This is a genomic window from Variovorax sp. Varisp41, from assembly GCF_047325085.1.
Classification (GTDB): domain Bacteria; phylum Pseudomonadota; class Gammaproteobacteria; order Burkholderiales; family Burkholderiaceae_C; genus Variovorax.
Genome location: NZ_CP168540.1, coordinates 6,144,652 through 6,160,933, shown reverse-complemented (window position 1 = coordinate 6,160,933; position 16,282 = coordinate 6,144,652). Strand labels below are relative to the sequence as shown.

Below are 16,282 nucleotides of genomic sequence, written 5' to 3'. Positions count from 1 at the left end.
GAGCTGAATCATGGCAACGAGCAAAGGCGGACGCGAAAAGATCAAGCTGGAATCCACCGCGGGTACCGGCCACTTCTACACGACCAGCAAGAACAAGAAGACGATGCCTGAAAAGATGTCGATCATGAAGTTCGACCCCAAGGCACGCAAGCACGTCGAATACAAGGAAATCAAGCTGAAGTAATTCAGCCTGAATTCTTTCTAAAAAGCCCGCAGCGCAAGCCGCGGGCTTTTTTATTTGTCTGGAATTTCGATCAACGGGCAAATGCGACGGGCACAAAAAAGCCGGCCACGAGGCCGGCTTTTTGACGAGAGAAAAGGCTCCCTCAGGCGCGCGCCGAGCGCAGCCGCGTCGAGAACTCGCGCAGGCCTGCGATGCCGCTGGCTTCCGCGCGATGGCACCAGGCCGCCAGGTCGGCCGCCAGTTGCTCGCGCGAGTGCGAGGTGTTGAGCCAGAGCTGGCGCAGTTCTTCGCGCATGGTCGCCATCTTGTCGAGTACCGGGTGAGCGGCACGGGCCTGCACCACGTGCGAGCGGGCCGAGGCGGGCACCTTGTCGTCGTCGCGGTGCATCCAGCGCTTGGCGGCCTTCAGCGCCGAGAGGTCGGCGCCCTTGCTCTTGAGCGCGGCGATTTCCTCTTGCGTGGCGCGGCGCATCTCGCGCGCGAAACCAGCCATCACTTCGTAGCGGTTGGCGATCACGGCCTCGAGCGTCTTCTCGTTGGCCACGGGCTGGATGTCGCCGATCAGCATCTTCGGCGGCACCTTCTTGACCTTGGCCCAGCCGATCTTCTGCATCATCTGGATGTAGATCCAGCCGATGTCGAACTCGTACTTCTTGACCGAGAACTTGGCCGAGGTCGGGTAGGTGTGGTGGTTGTTGTGCAGCTCTTCGCCGCCGATGATCAGGCCCCAGGGCATGATGTTGCGGCTGGCGTCGGGCGCCTCGAAGTTGCGGTAGCCCCAGTAGTGGCCGATGCCGTTGATGATGCCGGCGGCGGTGATCGGGATCCACAGCATCTGGACCGCCCACACGGCCATGCCGAGCGTGCCGAACAGCGCCAGGTTGAGCACCAGCATCAGGCCCACGCCCTGCCAGCTGTAGCGCGAATACAGGTTGCGCTCGATCCAGTCGTCGGGCGTGCCGTGACCGTAGCGCTCCATCGTTTCCTTGTTCTTCGACTCCGCGCGGTAGAGCTCGGCGCCGCGCCAGAGCACTTCCTCGATGCCCTTGACCTGCGGGCTGTGCGGATCTTCCTCGCTCTCGCACTTGGCGTGGTGCTTGCGGTGGATCGCGACCCACTCCTTCGTCACCATGCCGGTGCCGATCCAGAGCCAGAAACGGAAGAAATGCGACGGGATCGGACCGAGGTCCATCGCCCGGTGCGTTTGCGTCCGGTGCAGGAAGATCGTCACGGCGGCGATCGTGATGTGCGTGGTGACGAGCGTGTACAGCACGATCTGCCACCAGGTGAGATCCCACAGGCCGTTTCCGAGCCAGTCGATGGCCGCGCTCAGGATGGCGGAGTCAGGAAGCAACATTGAGTCAGGTACTCCATAACCGCACGAAGGTGCGGCTTCCAGGTAACTCGCAATTTTAAAGCCGGGGGTCAGGAATCACTCACCTTTCACCCCATGGTTTGCGCAGATTTACCCTAACTTTGGAGCCCCGTACCTATTTGCGGTTCCACACGGCGGCAAAGAAACCGTCGGTGGCGTGCAGATGGGGCCACAGGCGCAGGTAACGCCGTCCGTCGGCGCCGCCCGCGACCAGGCTGTCGCCCTGCTCCACCTTGAGGCCCTGCAGCAGTTCCGCCGCGTCCACGGGCACGAAATCGGGATTCGCGGCGCCGAAAGCCTCCGCGATGGCCTCGTTCTCTTCGGGCAGCACGCTGCAGGTGGCGTAGACCAGCCGCCCGCCCGACTTCACGAGCCGGGCCGCGCTCTGCAGGATCGCCGCCTGCTTCACGGTCAGTTCTTCCACCGATTGGGCCGATTGGCGCCATTTGAGGTCCGGATTGCGCCGCAGCGTCCCGAGCCCCGAGCACGGCGCGTCGACCAGCACGCGGTCGATCTTGCCCGCCAGCCGCTTCACCCGGTCGTCGCGCTCGTGCGCGATGGCGGCGGGATGCACGTTCGAGAGCTTGCTGCGCGCCAGCCGGGGCTTGAGCGCGTCGAGGCGGTGCGCCGAGGTGTCGAAGGCGTACAGCCGTCCGGTGTTGCGCATGCCCGCGCCGATCGCCAGCGTCTTGCCGCCGGCGCCCGCGCAGAAATCGACCACCATCTCGCCGCGCTTGGCGTCCAGCAGCAGCGCCAGCAGCTGCGAACCCTCGTCCTGCACCTCGATGGCGCCGCGCACGAAGGCATCGAGCTTGGTCAGCGCGGGCTTGCCTTCGAGGCGCAGGCCCCAGGGCGAATACGGTGTTGCTTCCGATTTGATAGCAGCCTTGGCAAGCTCCGCCTTCACATCGGCTCGCTTGTCGTGCAAGGAATTGACGCGCAGGTCGAGCGGTGCCGGCTGCTGCAGGCTCTGGACCAGCGGCCAGAAGCCGTCGCCGAGCTGGCTCTTGAGCGGCGCCACCAGCCATTCGGGCAGGTTGTGGCGATGGCGTTCGAGCAGGTCGGCCTCGCTGACCGCGTCGCAGTTGTCGAGCCAGCGCTTCTCGGTGTCGTTGAGCGCGCTCTTGAGGAAGTCGCGCGGGCCATGGAAGCCCAGGATCGCCATCCGGCGCTCCTTCGGGCCGCTGCCCGAGGGCGAAAGGTGATCGAACAGCAGCTTCTTGCGCAGCACGGTGTAGACCGTCTCGGCCAGGGTGGCGCGCTCGCGCGGACCGAACTCGCGGTGGTCGCGGAAGAAGCGCGAAACCACCTGGTCGGCGGGATGATCGAATTTCAGGACCAGGCCGACCAGATCGGCGGTGGCCTCCAACAGGGCTTTGGGGTGCATGCCCCGATTGTCTCAGCCGCCGTCCGCCTCAGGCGCCGCGCGTCCAGACCGGACCGAAAGCCTGCCGCTCGATGTCCGCCAAGGTCGGCGAATGCCCGGCCCACAGCACCAGGGCCACGCCGGGCAGGCTCAGCGTCTGCTCGAGCTGGCGGCACAGCTGCCAGCGCTCCTCGTCGTCCAGGCCCGGCAGCTCGACGAAGACGACGAAGGCGCGGCGCCACGGAAACTCGCGCAGGTTCTTGCGCACCAGCCAGGCGCGCGACACCGGCAGGTTGCGCACGAGGTCGGCCCGCAGCTCGTCGAGCTCGTGTTCGTTGAGGTCGTGCCGGCCGATCTGGGCGAAGCACGGCGTCTCGGTCAGTTCCTCCCAGGCGCGCGCCTCGGCCTCCTCGGCCTCCTTCAGGCGGCCGCGCCAGTGCTTGAGGCCCGCCTCGTCGTGCGGGCCGGCATCGGGGTTCTCGAGCACCGCCACCGCATTGCGCGCCGCCCACCAGCGGCTGGCGGAGCCCGATTCGTGCAGCCGCTCGAGCACCGCGAGCCGCGCCTCGCGCTCGGTCGGCGGAATCATCTGCGCCAGGCCGCGCAAGGCACCCGGATGCTCGGGCGCGATCCGCAGCGCGCGCTCGTAGTGCTCGCGCACGGGCGCCGAGGTGTCGAGGCGGCGCTCGGCATCGGCCCACTCGACCCACTCGTCGGGCGTATTGCGCTCGCCGCGCGCCGCCAGCACGGCGATGCGCTCGCGGATGCGCGAGCGGTGCGCGTGATGCTGCTTCCAGTCGGCGGCATGGGCCTGGCGCCACTGGGCGTCGAAGTGCGCGATCCAGCGCGGGCCGTCGACCAGCATCTCGAGCGCCGGCCGCTTCGACCAGGCCGGCACCGTCGCCTTCTGGCGCAGCGCCTCGAGCCGGTCGCGCAGCACCGGATGGGTGTCTTCCAAATCGCTGACGCGGCGCATCGCCTCGCGCAGCGCCTGGCGCGCGAACTCCGGCCCCGGCGGCGTCGCGACGCATTCGCGCAGCCCCGCGAAGGGCCCCGGCGGCAGCGGCTCGCGCTCGGCCCGGGCCCAGTGCCAGGGCCAGAACTCGTTCGCGTACCAGCTGGCCTTGATCGAGATCTCGGTCAGCGCCGCGGCCGCCACCGAGGTGCCGAGCAGCCGGCCCGAGATGCGGTCGGCCTCGTACTCGTCCTGCCGCGCGAGCGCGAAGGTCTTGGCCGCGAAGCGCGGGAAATACCAGCGGAAGAAGGCCTGCGAGACGATCGCCATCACGCCTTCGTTGCGCTGCAGGTTGGCATCGAGCTTGAGCCACGACAGCCGCGTGCGGTAGATCCAGGCGCTGAGCTTGCCGTGGTTGCCGCGCAGGTGGCCGTACTCGTGCGCGAGCACCGACAGCAGCCGCCGCCGGTCGAGCATCATCAGGAGCGGCAGCCCGATGCTCAGCGAATTGACCGCGCCGCCGAAGAGCCCGAAGCGCGGCACCTGGCGGATGCTGGCGTTGAAGTCGTCGTCGAGGTAGACATGGTGGACCGGCGGCCCCTTGATCTTGCCGCGGATGCGGTCGAGCGCCTCGAACAGCTGGGGCGCGTCCTCGCGCGAGAGCTCCAGGCCGTGCGGCTCGTCGAAGCGCACCCACAGCGCCCGCACGGTGGCCCACAGCAGGCCCAGGCCGAACAGCAGCAGCCAGCCGCGCGAGACGCTGAACCCGCCGTCGCCGAGCGACACGGCGACCCAGACGATCAGCCCCATCGCCAGCCCGAGACAGGCCAGCACCCACAGATAGCCCAGCGCCGCGAACGCCGCCACGCCGCGGCGGTAACGCGCGCTGTCCTCCGCGCTGGCATGCTCGCTCAGCCGGACGAGGTGGACAAAATCAGCGCGATCCATTCCGGTATTTCCGCCGGCCCCGGCATGCCTGCCGGCGGCCCCGACTCCTGACAAAGAAAGAAACGACCCCGTGACCGACGACGACCTGCCGCCCCTGATCGAAACCCCGCCGGGCCGCTACCGCCACTACAAGGGCGGGGAATACGAGGTGCTGGGCACCGTGCGCCACAGCGAGACCCTGGAACCGATGACGCTCTACCGCGCGCTCTACGGCGCCCGGGGCCTGTGGGTACGTCCGGCCGCGATGTTCGGGGAAACCGTGGACATCGATGGCCGGCCGCGGCCGCGCTTCGCGCGGATCGACGGCTGAAGCGGCACGGACCGCTCAGCCGCAGCGGACGTCGGTCACCCGGTTGCGGGCATCGACGTCGAGGTTCAGGCGCCCGCCATCGAGTTCGGTGGTCGCGGCATCGCCGGGCTTGAGCACGCGCACCGTGCCGGCGCCCGCGCGCACCTTGGCGGCGGCTTCGAGCTGCGGCGTGAGCTGCTGGCCCACGGCGAAACGGGCACCGTCGGCTCCGCACTGGAACACCGGGGCGGGCGGCGGCGCCGGCGCGGCGGGCGGCGGCGGGGCCGGAGCGGCACAGCCTGCCATCAGGGCGGCACCGGCGATCGTGGACAGTAGCGATTGGGTTTTCACTGCGACTCCCGAAAACCCGCGAATATAAACAAGTTCTTTACGGATTGTGTCCTGATGTATCCATCAGCCACTGGGCGATGGCGCGTGGATACAACTGGTGCTCCTGCGCGAGCACCCGGCCGGCGAGCGCCGCCGCCGTGTCGTCGGGCAGCACCGGCACCACGGCCTGGGCCAGGATCGGGCCATGGTCGAGCTCGGTCGTGACCTGGTGCACCGTGACGCCCGCCACCTTGCAGCCCGCATCGATCGCTCGCTGGTGGGTGTGCAGGCCCGGAAACGCCGGCAGCAGCGAGGGATGGATGTTCACCAGCCGCCCGGCATAGCGCTCGACGAAACCGGGCGTCAGGATGCGCATGAAGCCCGCGAGCACCACCAGTGCCGGTGCGTGCGCGTCGACCGCCGCGGCGAGCGCCTGGTCGAAGGCTTCGCGGCTCTCGAAATCCTTGTGCGGCACCACCGCGGTCGCGATGCCCTGCGCCCGGGCCAGCGCCAGGCCGCCCGCCTCCGCCTTGTTGCTGACGACGGCGGCGACGCGGGCGCCGAAACGCTCGGCCCAGCGGTCGCGCGCCGCGGCGCGCACGATGGCCTCCATGTTGGAGCCGCCGCCGGAGATCAGGATCACGATGTTCTTCATGGGAGGCGGGATTATCCGTGCCCGCGCACGGCGCCTTTTCCGGCCCCGCCCCTTGCCGCGCAAGGTCCGCGCACCCAGACTTGTCGCCGCGCGGACAGCAATTTGCAGCACGACCGTGCTAAAACTCATGGCTCCGGAGACACGCCGCGTCTGCGGTGCACCGACGATCAACACAGCGAGGCACGCATGGATTTGAGCTTCACGCCCGAAGAACAGCAGTTCCGCGAAGAGATTCGCGCATGGGTCAAAGAAAACCTTCCCAAGGAAATCTCCACCAAGGTCCACAACGCGCTGGAACTCACGCGCGACGATATGCAGACCTGGGCCAAGATCCTCGGCAAAAAGGGCTGGCTGGGCTACGGCTGGCCCAAGGAATTCGGCGGTCCCGGCTGGACCGCCGTGCAGCGCCACCTGTTCGAGGAAGAGACCGCGCTGGCCGGCGCGCCGCGCATCGTGCCCTTCGGCCCGGTGATGGTGGCCCCGGTCATCATGGCCTTCGGCAGCCCCGAGCAGCAGAAGCGCTTCCTGCCCGGCATCGCCAGCGGCGAGGTCTGGTGGAGCCAGGGCTACAGCGAACCGGGCTCGGGCTCCGACCTCGCCTCGCTCAAGACCAAGGCCGAACGCCAGGGCGACAAGTACATCGTCAACGGCCAGAAGACCTGGACCACGCTCGGCCAGTACGGCGACTGGATGTTCAACCTCGTGCGCACCAGCAGCGAGGGCAAGCCCCAGACCGGCATCAGCTTCCTGCTGCTCGACATGAAGTCGCCCGGCGTCACCGTGCGCCCGATCAAGCTGCTCGACGGCGGCCATGAAGTCAACGAGGTGTTCTTCGACAACGTCGAGGTGCCGGCCGAGAACCTGATCGGCGAGGAGAACAAGGGCTGGACCTACGCCAAGCACCTGCTCTCGCACGAGCGCACCAACATCGCCGACGTCAACCGCGCCAAGCGCGAGCTCGAGCGCCTCAAGCGCATCGCGAAGACCGAGGGCGTGTACGACGACGCCCGCTTCCGCGACGAGATCGCCAGGCTCGAGGTCGACATCGTCGCGCTCGAGATGATGGTGCTGCGCGTGCTGTCGGCCGCCACCTCGGGCAAGAACTCGCTCGACGTGGCCGGCCTGCTCAAGATCCGCGGCAGCGAGATCCAGCAGCGCTACAGCGAACTGATGATGCTCGCGGGCGGTCCGTATTCGCTGCCGCTGATCCGCGAAGCCATGGCCGCCGGCTGGCAGGGCAACTTCCCGGGCGGCAACCCGGCGCTCGCGCCGCTGTCGTCGACCTTCTTCAACATGCGCAAGACCACCATCTACGGCGGCTCGAACGAAGTGCAACGCAACATCGTCGCGCAGACGGTGCTGGGCTGAGGAGACAAAGACATGGATTTCAATTTCACCGACGACCAGGAACAACTGCGCGACGCCGTCCGCAAATGGGTCGACAAGGGCTATGACTTCGAGCGCCGCCGCGGCATCGAGGCCAAGGGCGGCTTCTCGCGCGAGGCCTGGGACGAACTGGCCGAGCTCGGCCTCGGCGGCCTCTACATTTCCGAGGACGACGGCGGCCTGGGCATGGGCCCGGTGGCCGGCATGGTCGTGATGGAAGAACTGGGCCGCGGCATCGTGCTCGAGCCCTTCGCGCAGACGCTGATCGCCGGCGCCGTGCTCGGCGGCTACGCGGGCGACGCGCTCAAGAAGGCCTGGCTGCCGCGCATCGCGGGCGGCGAGGCCATCGTGGTGCTGGCCTACCAGGAACGCAAGGCGCGCTACCGCCTCGACGTCTGCGAAGCCCAGGCGGTGAAGGCCGGCGAAGGCTGGAGCCTGACCGGCGCCAAGAGCCTGGTGGCCATCGGCGACCAGGCCGATGCCTACCTCGTGCCCGCCCAGGCCGACGGCAAGATCGCCCTGTTCCTCGTCGAGCGCAGCGCCAGCGGCGTGGAAGCACGCGGCTACGGCACGCAGGACGGCAGCCGCGCCGCCGAGGTGGTGTTCGACAAGGCCGACGCCACGCTGGTCACGGCCGATGGCCTCGCGGCCCTCGAATACGCGGTCGACGTCGGCATCGCCGCCACCTGCGCCGAAGCGGTGGGCGTGCTCGACAAGACGCTGGACGTGACGGTCGACTACATGAACCAGCGCAAGCAGTTCGGCGTGGTCATCTCGAGCTTCCAGGCGCTGCGCCACCGCGTCGCCGACATGAAGATGCAGCTCGAGCTCGCGCGCTCGATGAGCTACTACGCCACGCTCAAGCTCAACGCCCCCGCGGCCGAGCGGCGCCAGGCGCTGGCGCGCGCCAAGTACCAGCTCGGCGTGTCGATGCGCTTCGTGGGCCAGAACTCGGTGCAGCTGCATGGCGGCATCGGCGTGACCGACGAATACATCGGCAGCCACTACTTCCGCAAGCTCACGCAGCTCGAGATGAGCTTCGGCGACAGCTTCCACCACCTGGGCGAGGTGTCGGCGCGCATGCAGGACACGGCCGGCGTCTTCGCCTGACGCCGCTTTTCTCTTAGCATCCAGCGCCCGCCCGCCTTCGCGCCGGCGGGCGTTTTTCATTCGGAACGGCCGCCGCCACGCAACCACAACGACCATGCCATCCCGCCGCACCCTCCTCCTCGGCGCACCGCCGGTCCTCGCCGGGCTGCTCGCCTCTCCCGCCCTCCTGTTGACCGCCTGCGCCAACGCGCCGACCGCCATGCCCTCGCTCGCCGACCGCCCGCCCATCGTCTTCGTGCACGGCAACGGCGACTCGGCCGCGCTGTGGCAGACCACGTTCTGGCGCTTCGAGTCGAACGGCTGGCCGCGCGAGCGGCTGTTCGCCTTCGACCAGCCCCTGCCGCTGGCGCGCGACGACGACGGCGTGGCCCAGGCCGGGCGCAGCTCCACGGCCGAATCGGCCGCCTTCCTCAAGGAACGGGTCGAGCAGGTGCTGCGCGCCACCGGCGCGGCCAGGGTCGTGCTGATCGGCAACTCGCGCGGCGGCAACACCATCCGCAACTACGTGCAGAACGGCGGCGGCGCGGCCGTCGTCAGCCACGTGGTGCTCGGCGGCAACCCGGCGCACGGCATCTGGGCCGTGCCGGGCCTGCGCGAGAACAACGAGTTCTCGGGGCTGTCGCCCTTCATGCGGCAGCTCAACGCGCCCAAGGGCCCGAACGGCGACGAGGTGACGCCCGGTGTGAAGTGGCTCACGCTGCGCTCGGACAACAACGACAAGTTCGCCCAGCCCGACGGCCTGTGGGTCGGCTCGCCCGGCAAGCCGACGAACATCGGCTTCGACGGCCCGGCGCTCAAGGGCGCGACCAACATCGTGCTGCCGCGCGTGGACCACCGCGAGACCTCGTTCTCGCCCGCGGCCTTCGCGGCGACCTGGCAGTTCCTCACGGGCGAGGCGCCACGTAGCCTGGAGATCATTCGCGAGGCCAACGTGGTGCTCGACGGCCGCGCGATCGGCGCGGAGAACCAGTCGCTGGCCGGCGCGCAGGTGCTGGTGTACGCGGTCGATCCGGCCACGGGCCGGCGGCTCGGCGAGCCCGTGCACCGCAAGACCGTCGGCGCCGACGGCCGCTGGGGCCCCTTCGGCGCGCGCCCCGATGCGGCCTACGAATTCGTGCTCGATACCCCGGCCGGCATCACCCACGTCTACCGCAGCCCGTTCCCGCGCGGCAGCAGCCTCGTGAACCTGCGGCTCGACCCGATCGTGGCGGCCGACGGCAGCGCCAACGCCGTTGCCGTCTTCACGCGGCCGCGCGGCTACTTCGACGCCCAGCGCGACACCATGCGCTTCGACGGCCAGAGCCCGCCGGCCGGGGTTCCGCCCAAGGGGGCCGGCGTGTCGAGTTCGCGCCTGCGCGACACGGGCGCCGGGCCGCAGCGCGCGGTCACTGGCGAATTCAACGGCGAGCGCCTCACGGGGCTCACCTGGCCGGCGGCCCAGCGCCATGTCACGGTGCTGGAACTGACCTACTGAAGAAAAGGCGGCATGCGATGAACGACAGCTCCCCCTTCGTGCTCGAGGCCCGCGACGCCCGCGGCGTGGTCACGCTCACGCTCAACCGCCCGGGCGCGTTCAATGCGCTGTCCGAGGGCATGCTGGGCGCCCTCGAGGACGCCATCGCCGGCATCGCGGCCGACGACACGGTGCGTGCCGTCGTGATCGCGGGCGCCGGCAAGGCCTTCTGCGCCGGCCACGACCTGAAGGAAATGCGCGCCGCGCCCGCGCTCGACTACTACCAGCGCCTGTTCGCGCGCTGCGGCGAGATGATGCTGTCGCTGCAGCGGCTGCCGGTGCCCGTCATCGCGCGCGTGCACGGCATCGCGACGGCCGCGGGCTGCCAGCTGGTGGCGGTGTGCGACCTCGCCGTGGCCTCGAGCGAGGCGCGCTTCGCGGTCAGCGGCGTCAACGTCGGGCTGTTCTGCGCCACGCCGAGCGTCACGCTGTCGCGCAACCTCGGGCGCAAGGAAGCCTTCGAGATGCTCGTCACCGGCGAATTCATCGGCGCCGAGGAGGCGCGCGAGAAGGGCCTGGTCAACCGCGTGGCGCCGCCGGACCAGCTCGATGCCGCGCTCGAGGCACTGCTGGCCAGCATCGTCGCCAAGCCGCGCACCGCGCTGGCGCTCGGCAAGGCGCTGTTCTACCGGCAGCTCGAGACCGGCATCGCACCGGCGCTGGCGGACGCCAGCCAGACCATGGCCTGCAACATGATGGATGCGAGTGCGCTCGAAGGCGTGCAGGCCTTCATCGAGAAGCGCCCGCCTTCCTGGAAAGCCTGAGCAGCTAGCTGTCGTGCAGCCGCGAACTCTGCGGCAGGTGCGCCATCAGGAACTCCATCTGGTCCGCCAGGATGCGGCGGTTGCGCAGGATGAAGTCCTCCCAGAGGCTGGGCACGTAGGGCGCGTAGAGCAGCGGCATGTTGGCCTGCTCGGGGGTGCGGCTGCTCTTGCGGTGGTTGCAGGGCTTGCAGGCCGTGACCACGTTCATCCAGGTGTCGATGCCGCGCTGCGCGAACGGGATGATGTGCTCGCGGGTCAGCTCGTCTTCGTGGAAGTGGCCGCCGCAGTAGGCGCAGACGTTGCGGTCGCGCGCGAACAGCTTGCTGTTGGTGAGGCCCGGACGCTGGGTGAAGGGGTTGATGCGCGGCACGCCCTTGGTGCCGATGATGCTGTTGACGGCAATCTGCGACTGCTCGCCGGTCATCGCGTTGTGGCCGCCGCGGAACAGGGCCACCTGGCCGCCAGCCTCCCAGCGGACTTCGTCCGCTGCATAGTGGATCACCGCCTGTTCGAGCGAAATCCACGACTGGGGCAGCCCTTGGGCCGACAGCTTCAAGACCTTCACCACACGCCTCCTCGACAGAACGAAAGAAACACGGAGAGACCCGGGACACGGAGCGCGTCGGCGACCTCGCGGATCGGCGCACTGCGTCACAATATACCGGCTTTGTGACAAAACGGCCTGATGAGCCCATTCGGCGGGCGAAAGGCGCTATCAAAAAGATATTCACCCATGCAGGTTTTCCGCGGCTTCCGGCACCCGGGCGTGGCTCCGGCCTGCGCCTTGACCATCGGCAATTTCGACGGCGTCCACCGTGGCCACCAGGCCATGCTGGCGCTCCTGCAGACCGAGGCGCGGCAGCGCGGCCTGCCGAGCTGCGTGCTGACCTTCGAGCCCCATCCGCGCGACTATTTCGCCGCGCTCGCGAAAAAGCCCGAGCTGGCCCCGGCGCGCATCGGCACGCTGCGCGACAAGCTCGGCGAGCTGGCCGCCTGCGGCGTCGCGCAGACCGTGGTGCTGCCCTTCGATGCCCGGCTGGCCTCGCAGTCGCCCGAGGAATTCATCCAGAACGTGCTGGTCGACGGCCTGGGCGCGCGCTACGTGCTGGTGGGCGACGACTTCCGCTTCGGCGCCAGGCGCGCGGGCGACTACGCCATGCTCGACGCGGCCGGCGATGCCCGCGGTTTCGACGTCGCGCGCATGAACAGCTACGAGATATCGGACCCCCACGCGCGGCTTCGCCCCGCTGCCCCCCGAGGGGGTGCGCCCGTCTTGGGGCGGCCCGGCGACGGGCACGGCCTGCGCGTGTCGAGCTCGGCCGTGCGCGAGGCGCTGGCCGAAGGCCGCATGGCCGATGCCCAGACCCTGCTGGGCCGGCCCTACGCGATCTCGGGCCACGTGGTGCACGGGCGCAAGCTGGGCCGCGCGCTCGGCGCCTCGGCGCCGGGGCAGGACGACGGCTTCCGCACCCTCAACCTGCGCTTCAAGCACTGGAAACCGGCGGCCAGCGGCATCTTCGTGGTGCTGGTGCATGGCCTGTCCGAGCGGCCGCTGCCCGGCGTCGCCAACCTCGGCGTGCGGCCCTCGCTCGACCCGAACGACGTCAATGCCGGCCGGGTCCTGCTCGAGACCCATTGCCTCGAGTGGCCCTCTCACCTGGGCGCCGAAGGGGCCTACGGTAAAATCGTGCGCGTGGAACTGCTGCACAAATTGCACGACGAATTGCGCTACACCAGCCTCGAAGCCCTCACCGCGGGCATCGCGAAGGATGGACGCGACGCGCGTGCCTTCTTTGCATCCACCCACGCAGAAACCCACCGCCAGACCACGCGCGATCGAATTTAGCCCTGCACGCTCCGTGCTGCCGCCCTTCGACAAGCTCAGGGCGAACGGCTTTTCTTCCGCACCGACGCCCTTTGTGCCGTTCGGGCTGAGCCTGTCGAAGCCCACTGTTTCGCACCCCCAACATGTCTGACGCTGCCGCCCCCACCGATTACCGTTCCACGCTGAACCTGCCCGACACCCCCTTCCCGATGCGCGGCGACCTGCCCAAGCGCGAACCGGGCTGGGTCAAGGAATGGAACGACGCCGAGCACGGCACCTACCACCGCCTGCGCCTGGCGCGCCGCGGCGCGCCCAAGTTCATCCTGCACGACGGCCCGCCCTACGCCAACGGCCAGATCCACATGGGCCACGCGGTGAACAAGATCCTCAAGGACATGATCACCAAGGCGCGCCAGCTCGAGGGCTACGACGCGCTCTACGTGCCGGGCTGGGACTGCCACGGCCTGCCGATCGAGAACGCCATCGAGAAGCAGTTCGGCCGCAACCTGAGCCGCGACGAGATGCAGGCCAAGAGCCGCGCCTACGCCACCGAGCAGATCGCGCAGCAGATGGCCGACTTCCAGCGCCTGGGCGTGCTCGGCGAATGGGACCATCCCTACAAGACCATGGACTTCGCCAACGAGGCCGGCGAGCTGCGCGCGTTCAAGCGCGTGATCGAGCGCGGCTTCGTCTACCGCGGCCTGAAGCCGGTCTACTGGTGCTTCGACTGCGGCTCGTCGCTGGCCGAGTTCGAGATCGAATACGCCGACAAGAAGAGCCAGACCATCGACGTGGCCTTCAAGGCGCACGAGCGCGAGAAGGTGCTCGCCGCCTTCGGCCGGCCCGATGCGCTGGGCGACGTCTTCGCCGTCATCTGGACCACCACCGCCTGGACCATCCCGGCCAACCAGGCGATCAACCTCAACCCCGAGCTCGAGTACGCGCTGGTCGACACCGAGCGCGGCCTGCTGATCCTGGCCGCCTCGCTGGTCGAGATGTGCATGACGCGCTATGCGCTCGACGGCAAGGTGATCGCGACCGTCAAGGGCGAGGCGCTCGGCGGGCTCGAGTTCGAGCATCCGCTGTACGACGTCGACGCCGGCTACAAGCGCTTGTCGCCGATCTACCTGGCCGACTACGCCACCGCCACCGACGGCACCGGCCTGGTCCACTCCTCGCCCGCCTACGGCCTGGACGACTTCAACTCCTGCGTCGCCCATGGCCTGGCCTACGACGACATCCTGAACCCGGTGCAGGGCAACGGCAGCTACGCGCCGGACTTCCCGCTGTTCGGCGGCCAGAACATCTGGAAGGCCGTGCCGGCGATCATCGCCGCGCTGCGCGATGCCAACCGCCTGCTGACCACCGAGACCATCAGCCACAGCTATCCGCACTGCTGGCGCCACAAGACGCCGGTGATCTACCGCGCCGCGGCCCAGTGGTTCATCCGCATGGACGAGGGCGAGGGCGTGTTCACCAAGGACAAGGCGCCCAAGACGCTGCGCCAGACCGCGCTCGACGCGATCGAAGAGACCAGCTTCTATCCGGAGAACGGCAAGGCACGCCTGCACGACATGATCGCCGGCCGACCCGACTGGTGCATCAGCCGCCAGCGCAGCTGGGGCGTGCCGATCCCCTTCTTCCTGCACAAGGACTCGGGCGAGCTGCATCCGCGCACGATGGAGATCCTCGACCAGGCCGCCGACATCGTCGAGAAGGGCGGCATCGAGGCCTGGAGCCGCGTCACTGTCGAAGAGATCCTCGGCGCCGAGGATGCGCCGAGCTACACCAAGAGCACCGACATCCTCGAGGTGTGGTTCGACTCGGGCTCGACCTTCTATCACGTGCTGCGCGGCACGCACCCCACGGTGCACCACGAGACCGGCCCCGAGGCCGACCTCTACCTCGAAGGCCACGACCAGCATCGCGGCTGGTTCCACTCGTCGCTGCTGCTGGCCTGCGCGCTCGAAGACCGCGCGCCGTACAAGGGCCTGCTCACGCACGGCTTCACCGTCGATGCCAAGGGCATCAAGATGAGCAAGTCGCTCAAGAACGGCATCGATCCGCAGGAGATCAGCAACAAGCTGGGCTCGGAGATCATCCGCCTGTGGGTGGCCGCGAGCGACTACTCGGGCGACATCGCGGGCGACGACAAGATCCTCGCGCGCGTGGTCGACGCCTATCGCCGCATCCGCAACACGCTGCGCTTCCTGCTGGCCAACACCAGCGACTTCGACGTCGCGAAGGACGCGCTGCCCCTGTCGGAGCTGTTCGAGATCGACCGCTACGCGCTCGCGCGCGCCGCGCAGTTCCAGGACGAGATCCTCGCGCACTACAAGGTGTACGAGTTCCACCCGGTGGTCGCCAAGCTGCAGATCTACTGTTCGGAAGACCTCGGCGGCTTCTACCTCGACATCCTGAAGGACCGCCTCTACACCACCGCGCCCGGCTCGCGCGCGCGCCGCAGCGCGCAGACCGCGCTGTGGCACATCGCGCAGGCGATGCTGCGCTGGATGGCGCCGTTCCTGAGCTTCACGGCCGAGGAGGCCTGGAAGATCGTCGGCACCGGCCAGGCCGGCGACTCGATCTTCACCCAGACCTACAGCCGCTTCGACGCACCCGACGAGGCGCTGCTCGCCAAGTGGAGCCGCATCCGCGAGATCCGCGACGCGGTGAACAAGGAGATCGAGACGGTGCGCGCCGAGGGCCAGGTCGGCTCCTCGCTGCAGGCCAACCTGCGCGTGACGGCGCCGGCCGAGGACTTCGCGCTGCTGGGTTCGCTCGGCGAGGACCTGAAGTTCGTCTTCATCGCCTCGGCGATCGAGCTGGCCGCGGGCGAGGCGCTGGCCACGGCGGTCGTGCCGAGCACGGCGCAGAAATGCGAGCGCTGCTGGCACTACCGCGACGACGTGGGCCACGATCCGGCCCATCCGACGATCTGCGGGCGCTGCACCAGCAACCTGTTCGGCGCCGGCGAATCGAGGAGCTTCGCCTGATGGCCGCCACCCGCACCGCTTCGGCCTCGCGCTCGCGCGGCCTGGGTATCTGGCCCTGGCTCGCGCTGGCGCTGATCATCGTGATCATCGACCAGTTCACCAAGACGCTGATCCTCGGCTACTACAAGTACGGCGACTCCACCTACGTCACCAGCTTCTTCAACGTGGGACGCTGGCACAACACGGGCGCGGCCTTCTCCTTCCTGGCCGACCATTCGGGCTGGCAGCGCTGGCTGTTCACCGGCATCGGCGTGGCGGCGGCCGTGTTCATCGTCTGGATGCTGAAGTCGCACGCGGGCCAGAAGCTGTTCTCGTTCGCCATGGCCTGCATCCTGGGCGGTGCCGTCGGCAACGTGGTCGACCGGATGATGCACGGCTACGTGGTCGACTTCCTGAGCTTCCACGCGGGCAACTGGTACTTCCCGGCCTTCAACGCGGCCGACAGCGCGATCACGCTCGGCGCGATCTGCCTGATCGTCGACGAGATCCGAAGGGTGCGGCGCGGCAAGTAGCGGCCACCGTCTTTTTGCTCCCTCGAAGGGGGCGCCCGGGTCCCCGGCGCGCCCTTCGCGCATTCGGGCGCACG

At 68.7% G+C, this 16,282-nt stretch carries 15 protein-coding genes; 9 read left to right on the top strand and 6 right to left on the bottom strand.

The features are described 5' to 3' along the window. Nucleotides 1-10 precede the first annotated feature (10 nt). The gene (gene rpmG, locus ACEN9J_RS28585) at nt 11-184 is read left to right on the top strand and encodes a 50S ribosomal protein L33 (protein WP_007830291.1); all 174 of its coding nucleotides are present in this window, start codon (nt 11-13) and stop codon (nt 182-184) included. Nucleotides 185-326: 142 nt separating this feature from the next. Here the strand turns inward: rpmG and ACEN9J_RS28580 are convergent, their stop codons facing one another. From ACEN9J_RS28580 to ACEN9J_RS28570, 3 genes are all read right to left on the bottom strand, one after another. Next, nucleotides 327-1,541, bottom strand: a complete 1,215-nt coding sequence (locus tag ACEN9J_RS28580; RefSeq protein ID WP_057595023.1) for a fatty acid desaturase — start codon at nt 1,539-1,541, stop codon at nt 327-329. A gap of 133 nt (nt 1,542-1,674) precedes the next feature. Continuing rightward, nucleotides 1,675-2,946, bottom strand: coding sequence for an RsmB/NOP family class I SAM-dependent RNA methyltransferase (locus tag ACEN9J_RS28575; RefSeq protein ID WP_261215652.1), 1,272 nt, complete (start codon nt 2,944-2,946; stop codon nt 1,675-1,677). 28 nt (nt 2,947-2,974) lie between these two features. Next, nucleotides 2,975-4,828 (bottom strand): M48 family metallopeptidase, encoded by a 1,854-nt coding sequence (locus tag ACEN9J_RS28570; protein WP_057595025.1) that lies wholly within the window; start codon nt 4,826-4,828, stop codon nt 2,975-2,977. A 70-nt stretch (nt 4,829-4,898) separates the two neighbouring features. Here ACEN9J_RS28570 and ACEN9J_RS28565 point away from each other — a divergent pair, with 70 nt between their 5' ends. Further along, nucleotides 4,899-5,138: a DUF1653 domain-containing protein gene (locus ACEN9J_RS28565; RefSeq protein ID WP_413762684.1), complete on the top strand. Its 240-nt coding sequence runs from the start codon at nt 4,899-4,901 to the stop codon at nt 5,136-5,138. Nucleotides 5,139-5,153: 15 nt separating this feature from the next. Here the strand turns inward: ACEN9J_RS28565 and ACEN9J_RS28560 are convergent, their stop codons facing one another. Continuing rightward, nucleotides 5,154-5,423, bottom strand: a complete 270-nt coding sequence (locus tag ACEN9J_RS28560; RefSeq protein ID WP_413762683.1) for an I78 family peptidase inhibitor — start codon at nt 5,421-5,423, stop codon at nt 5,154-5,156. A gap of 82 nt (nt 5,424-5,505) precedes the next feature. Beyond that, nucleotides 5,506-6,102, bottom strand: a complete 597-nt coding sequence (purN, locus tag ACEN9J_RS28555) for a phosphoribosylglycinamide formyltransferase (protein ID WP_413762682.1) — start codon at nt 6,100-6,102, stop codon at nt 5,506-5,508. Nucleotides 6,103-6,288: 186 nt separating this feature from the next. Here purN and ACEN9J_RS28550 point away from each other — a divergent pair, with 186 nt between their 5' ends. From ACEN9J_RS28550 to ACEN9J_RS28535, 4 genes are all read left to right on the top strand, one after another. After that, nucleotides 6,289-7,470, top strand: coding sequence for an acyl-CoA dehydrogenase family protein (locus tag ACEN9J_RS28550; RefSeq protein ID WP_261215643.1), 1,182 nt, complete (start codon nt 6,289-6,291; stop codon nt 7,468-7,470). 12 nt (nt 7,471-7,482) lie between these two features. After that, on the top strand, nt 7,483-8,598 hold the full coding sequence (locus ACEN9J_RS28545; protein ID WP_413762681.1) for an acyl-CoA dehydrogenase family protein: 1,116 nt from the start codon (nt 7,483-7,485) through the stop codon (nt 8,596-8,598). Between the two features lie 94 nt (nt 8,599-8,692). After that, nucleotides 8,693-10,072, top strand: coding sequence for an alpha/beta fold hydrolase (locus ACEN9J_RS28540; protein ID WP_413762680.1), 1,380 nt, complete (start codon nt 8,693-8,695; stop codon nt 10,070-10,072). Nucleotides 10,073-10,089: 17 nt separating this feature from the next. Then, nucleotides 10,090-10,875, top strand: a complete 786-nt coding sequence (locus ACEN9J_RS28535; RefSeq protein WP_413762679.1) for an enoyl-CoA hydratase — start codon at nt 10,090-10,092, stop codon at nt 10,873-10,875. Nucleotides 10,876-10,879: 4 nt separating this feature from the next. Here the strand turns inward: ACEN9J_RS28535 and ACEN9J_RS28530 are convergent, their stop codons facing one another. Then, nucleotides 10,880-11,440, bottom strand: coding sequence for an HNH endonuclease (locus tag ACEN9J_RS28530; RefSeq protein ID WP_057595044.1), 561 nt, complete (start codon nt 11,438-11,440; stop codon nt 10,880-10,882). 168 nt (nt 11,441-11,608) lie between these two features. On the opposite strand from ACEN9J_RS28530, the gene ACEN9J_RS28525 reads away from it, so the two are divergent. The 3 genes from ACEN9J_RS28525 to lspA all read left to right on the top strand — a co-directional run bounded on the left by ACEN9J_RS28525 (nt 11,609) and on the right by lspA (nt 16,208). Further along, entirely contained in the window at nt 11,609-12,721 is a 1,113-nt protein-coding gene (locus tag ACEN9J_RS28525; protein ID WP_057595033.1) for a bifunctional riboflavin kinase/FMN adenylyltransferase, read from the top strand. 122 nt (nt 12,722-12,843) lie between these two features. Beyond that, nucleotides 12,844-15,696, top strand: coding sequence for an isoleucine--tRNA ligase (gene ileS / locus ACEN9J_RS28520; RefSeq protein ID WP_057595034.1), 2,853 nt, complete (start codon nt 12,844-12,846; stop codon nt 15,694-15,696). Next, nucleotides 15,696-16,208, top strand: a complete 513-nt coding sequence (gene lspA / locus ACEN9J_RS28515; RefSeq protein WP_057595035.1) for a signal peptidase II — start codon at nt 15,696-15,698, stop codon at nt 16,206-16,208. The genes ileS and lspA overlap by 1 nt, the downstream gene beginning before the upstream one ends. The last annotated feature ends 74 nt before the right edge of the window (nt 16,209-16,282 follow it).

Excerpts from the sequence above, each read along its gene's own strand:
- rpmG (WP_007830291.1), top strand. The coding sequence starts at position 11 with ATGGCAACGAGCAAAGGCGGACGCGAAAAGATCAAGCTGGAATCCACC.
- ACEN9J_RS28580 (WP_057595023.1), bottom strand. The coding sequence starts at position 1,541 with ATGTTGCTTCCTGACTCCGCCATCCTGAGCGCGGCCATCGACTGGCTC.
- ACEN9J_RS28575 (WP_261215652.1), bottom strand. The coding sequence starts at position 2,946 with ATGCACCCCAAAGCCCTGTTGGAGGCCACCGCCGATCTGGTCGGCCTG.
- ACEN9J_RS28570 (WP_057595025.1), bottom strand. The coding sequence starts at position 4,828 with ATGGATCGCGCTGATTTTGTCCACCTCGTCCGGCTGAGCGAGCATGCC.
- ACEN9J_RS28560 (WP_413762683.1), bottom strand. The coding sequence starts at position 5,423 with ATGGCAGGCTGTGCCGCTCCGGCCCCGCCGCCGCCCGCCGCGCCGGCG.
- purN (WP_413762682.1), bottom strand. The coding sequence starts at position 6,102 with ATGAAGAACATCGTGATCCTGATCTCCGGCGGCGGCTCCAACATGGAG.
- ACEN9J_RS28550 (WP_261215643.1), top strand. The coding sequence starts at position 6,289 with ATGGATTTGAGCTTCACGCCCGAAGAACAGCAGTTCCGCGAAGAGATT.
- ACEN9J_RS28545 (WP_413762681.1), top strand. The coding sequence starts at position 7,483 with ATGGATTTCAATTTCACCGACGACCAGGAACAACTGCGCGACGCCGTC.
- ACEN9J_RS28540 (WP_413762680.1), top strand. The coding sequence starts at position 8,693 with ATGCCATCCCGCCGCACCCTCCTCCTCGGCGCACCGCCGGTCCTCGCC.
- ACEN9J_RS28535 (WP_413762679.1), top strand. The coding sequence starts at position 10,090 with ATGAACGACAGCTCCCCCTTCGTGCTCGAGGCCCGCGACGCCCGCGGC.
- ACEN9J_RS28525 (WP_057595033.1), top strand. The coding sequence starts at position 11,609 with ATGCAGGTTTTCCGCGGCTTCCGGCACCCGGGCGTGGCTCCGGCCTGC.
- ileS (WP_057595034.1), top strand. The coding sequence starts at position 12,844 with ATGTCTGACGCTGCCGCCCCCACCGATTACCGTTCCACGCTGAACCTG.
- lspA (WP_057595035.1), top strand. The coding sequence starts at position 15,696 with ATGGCCGCCACCCGCACCGCTTCGGCCTCGCGCTCGCGCGGCCTGGGT.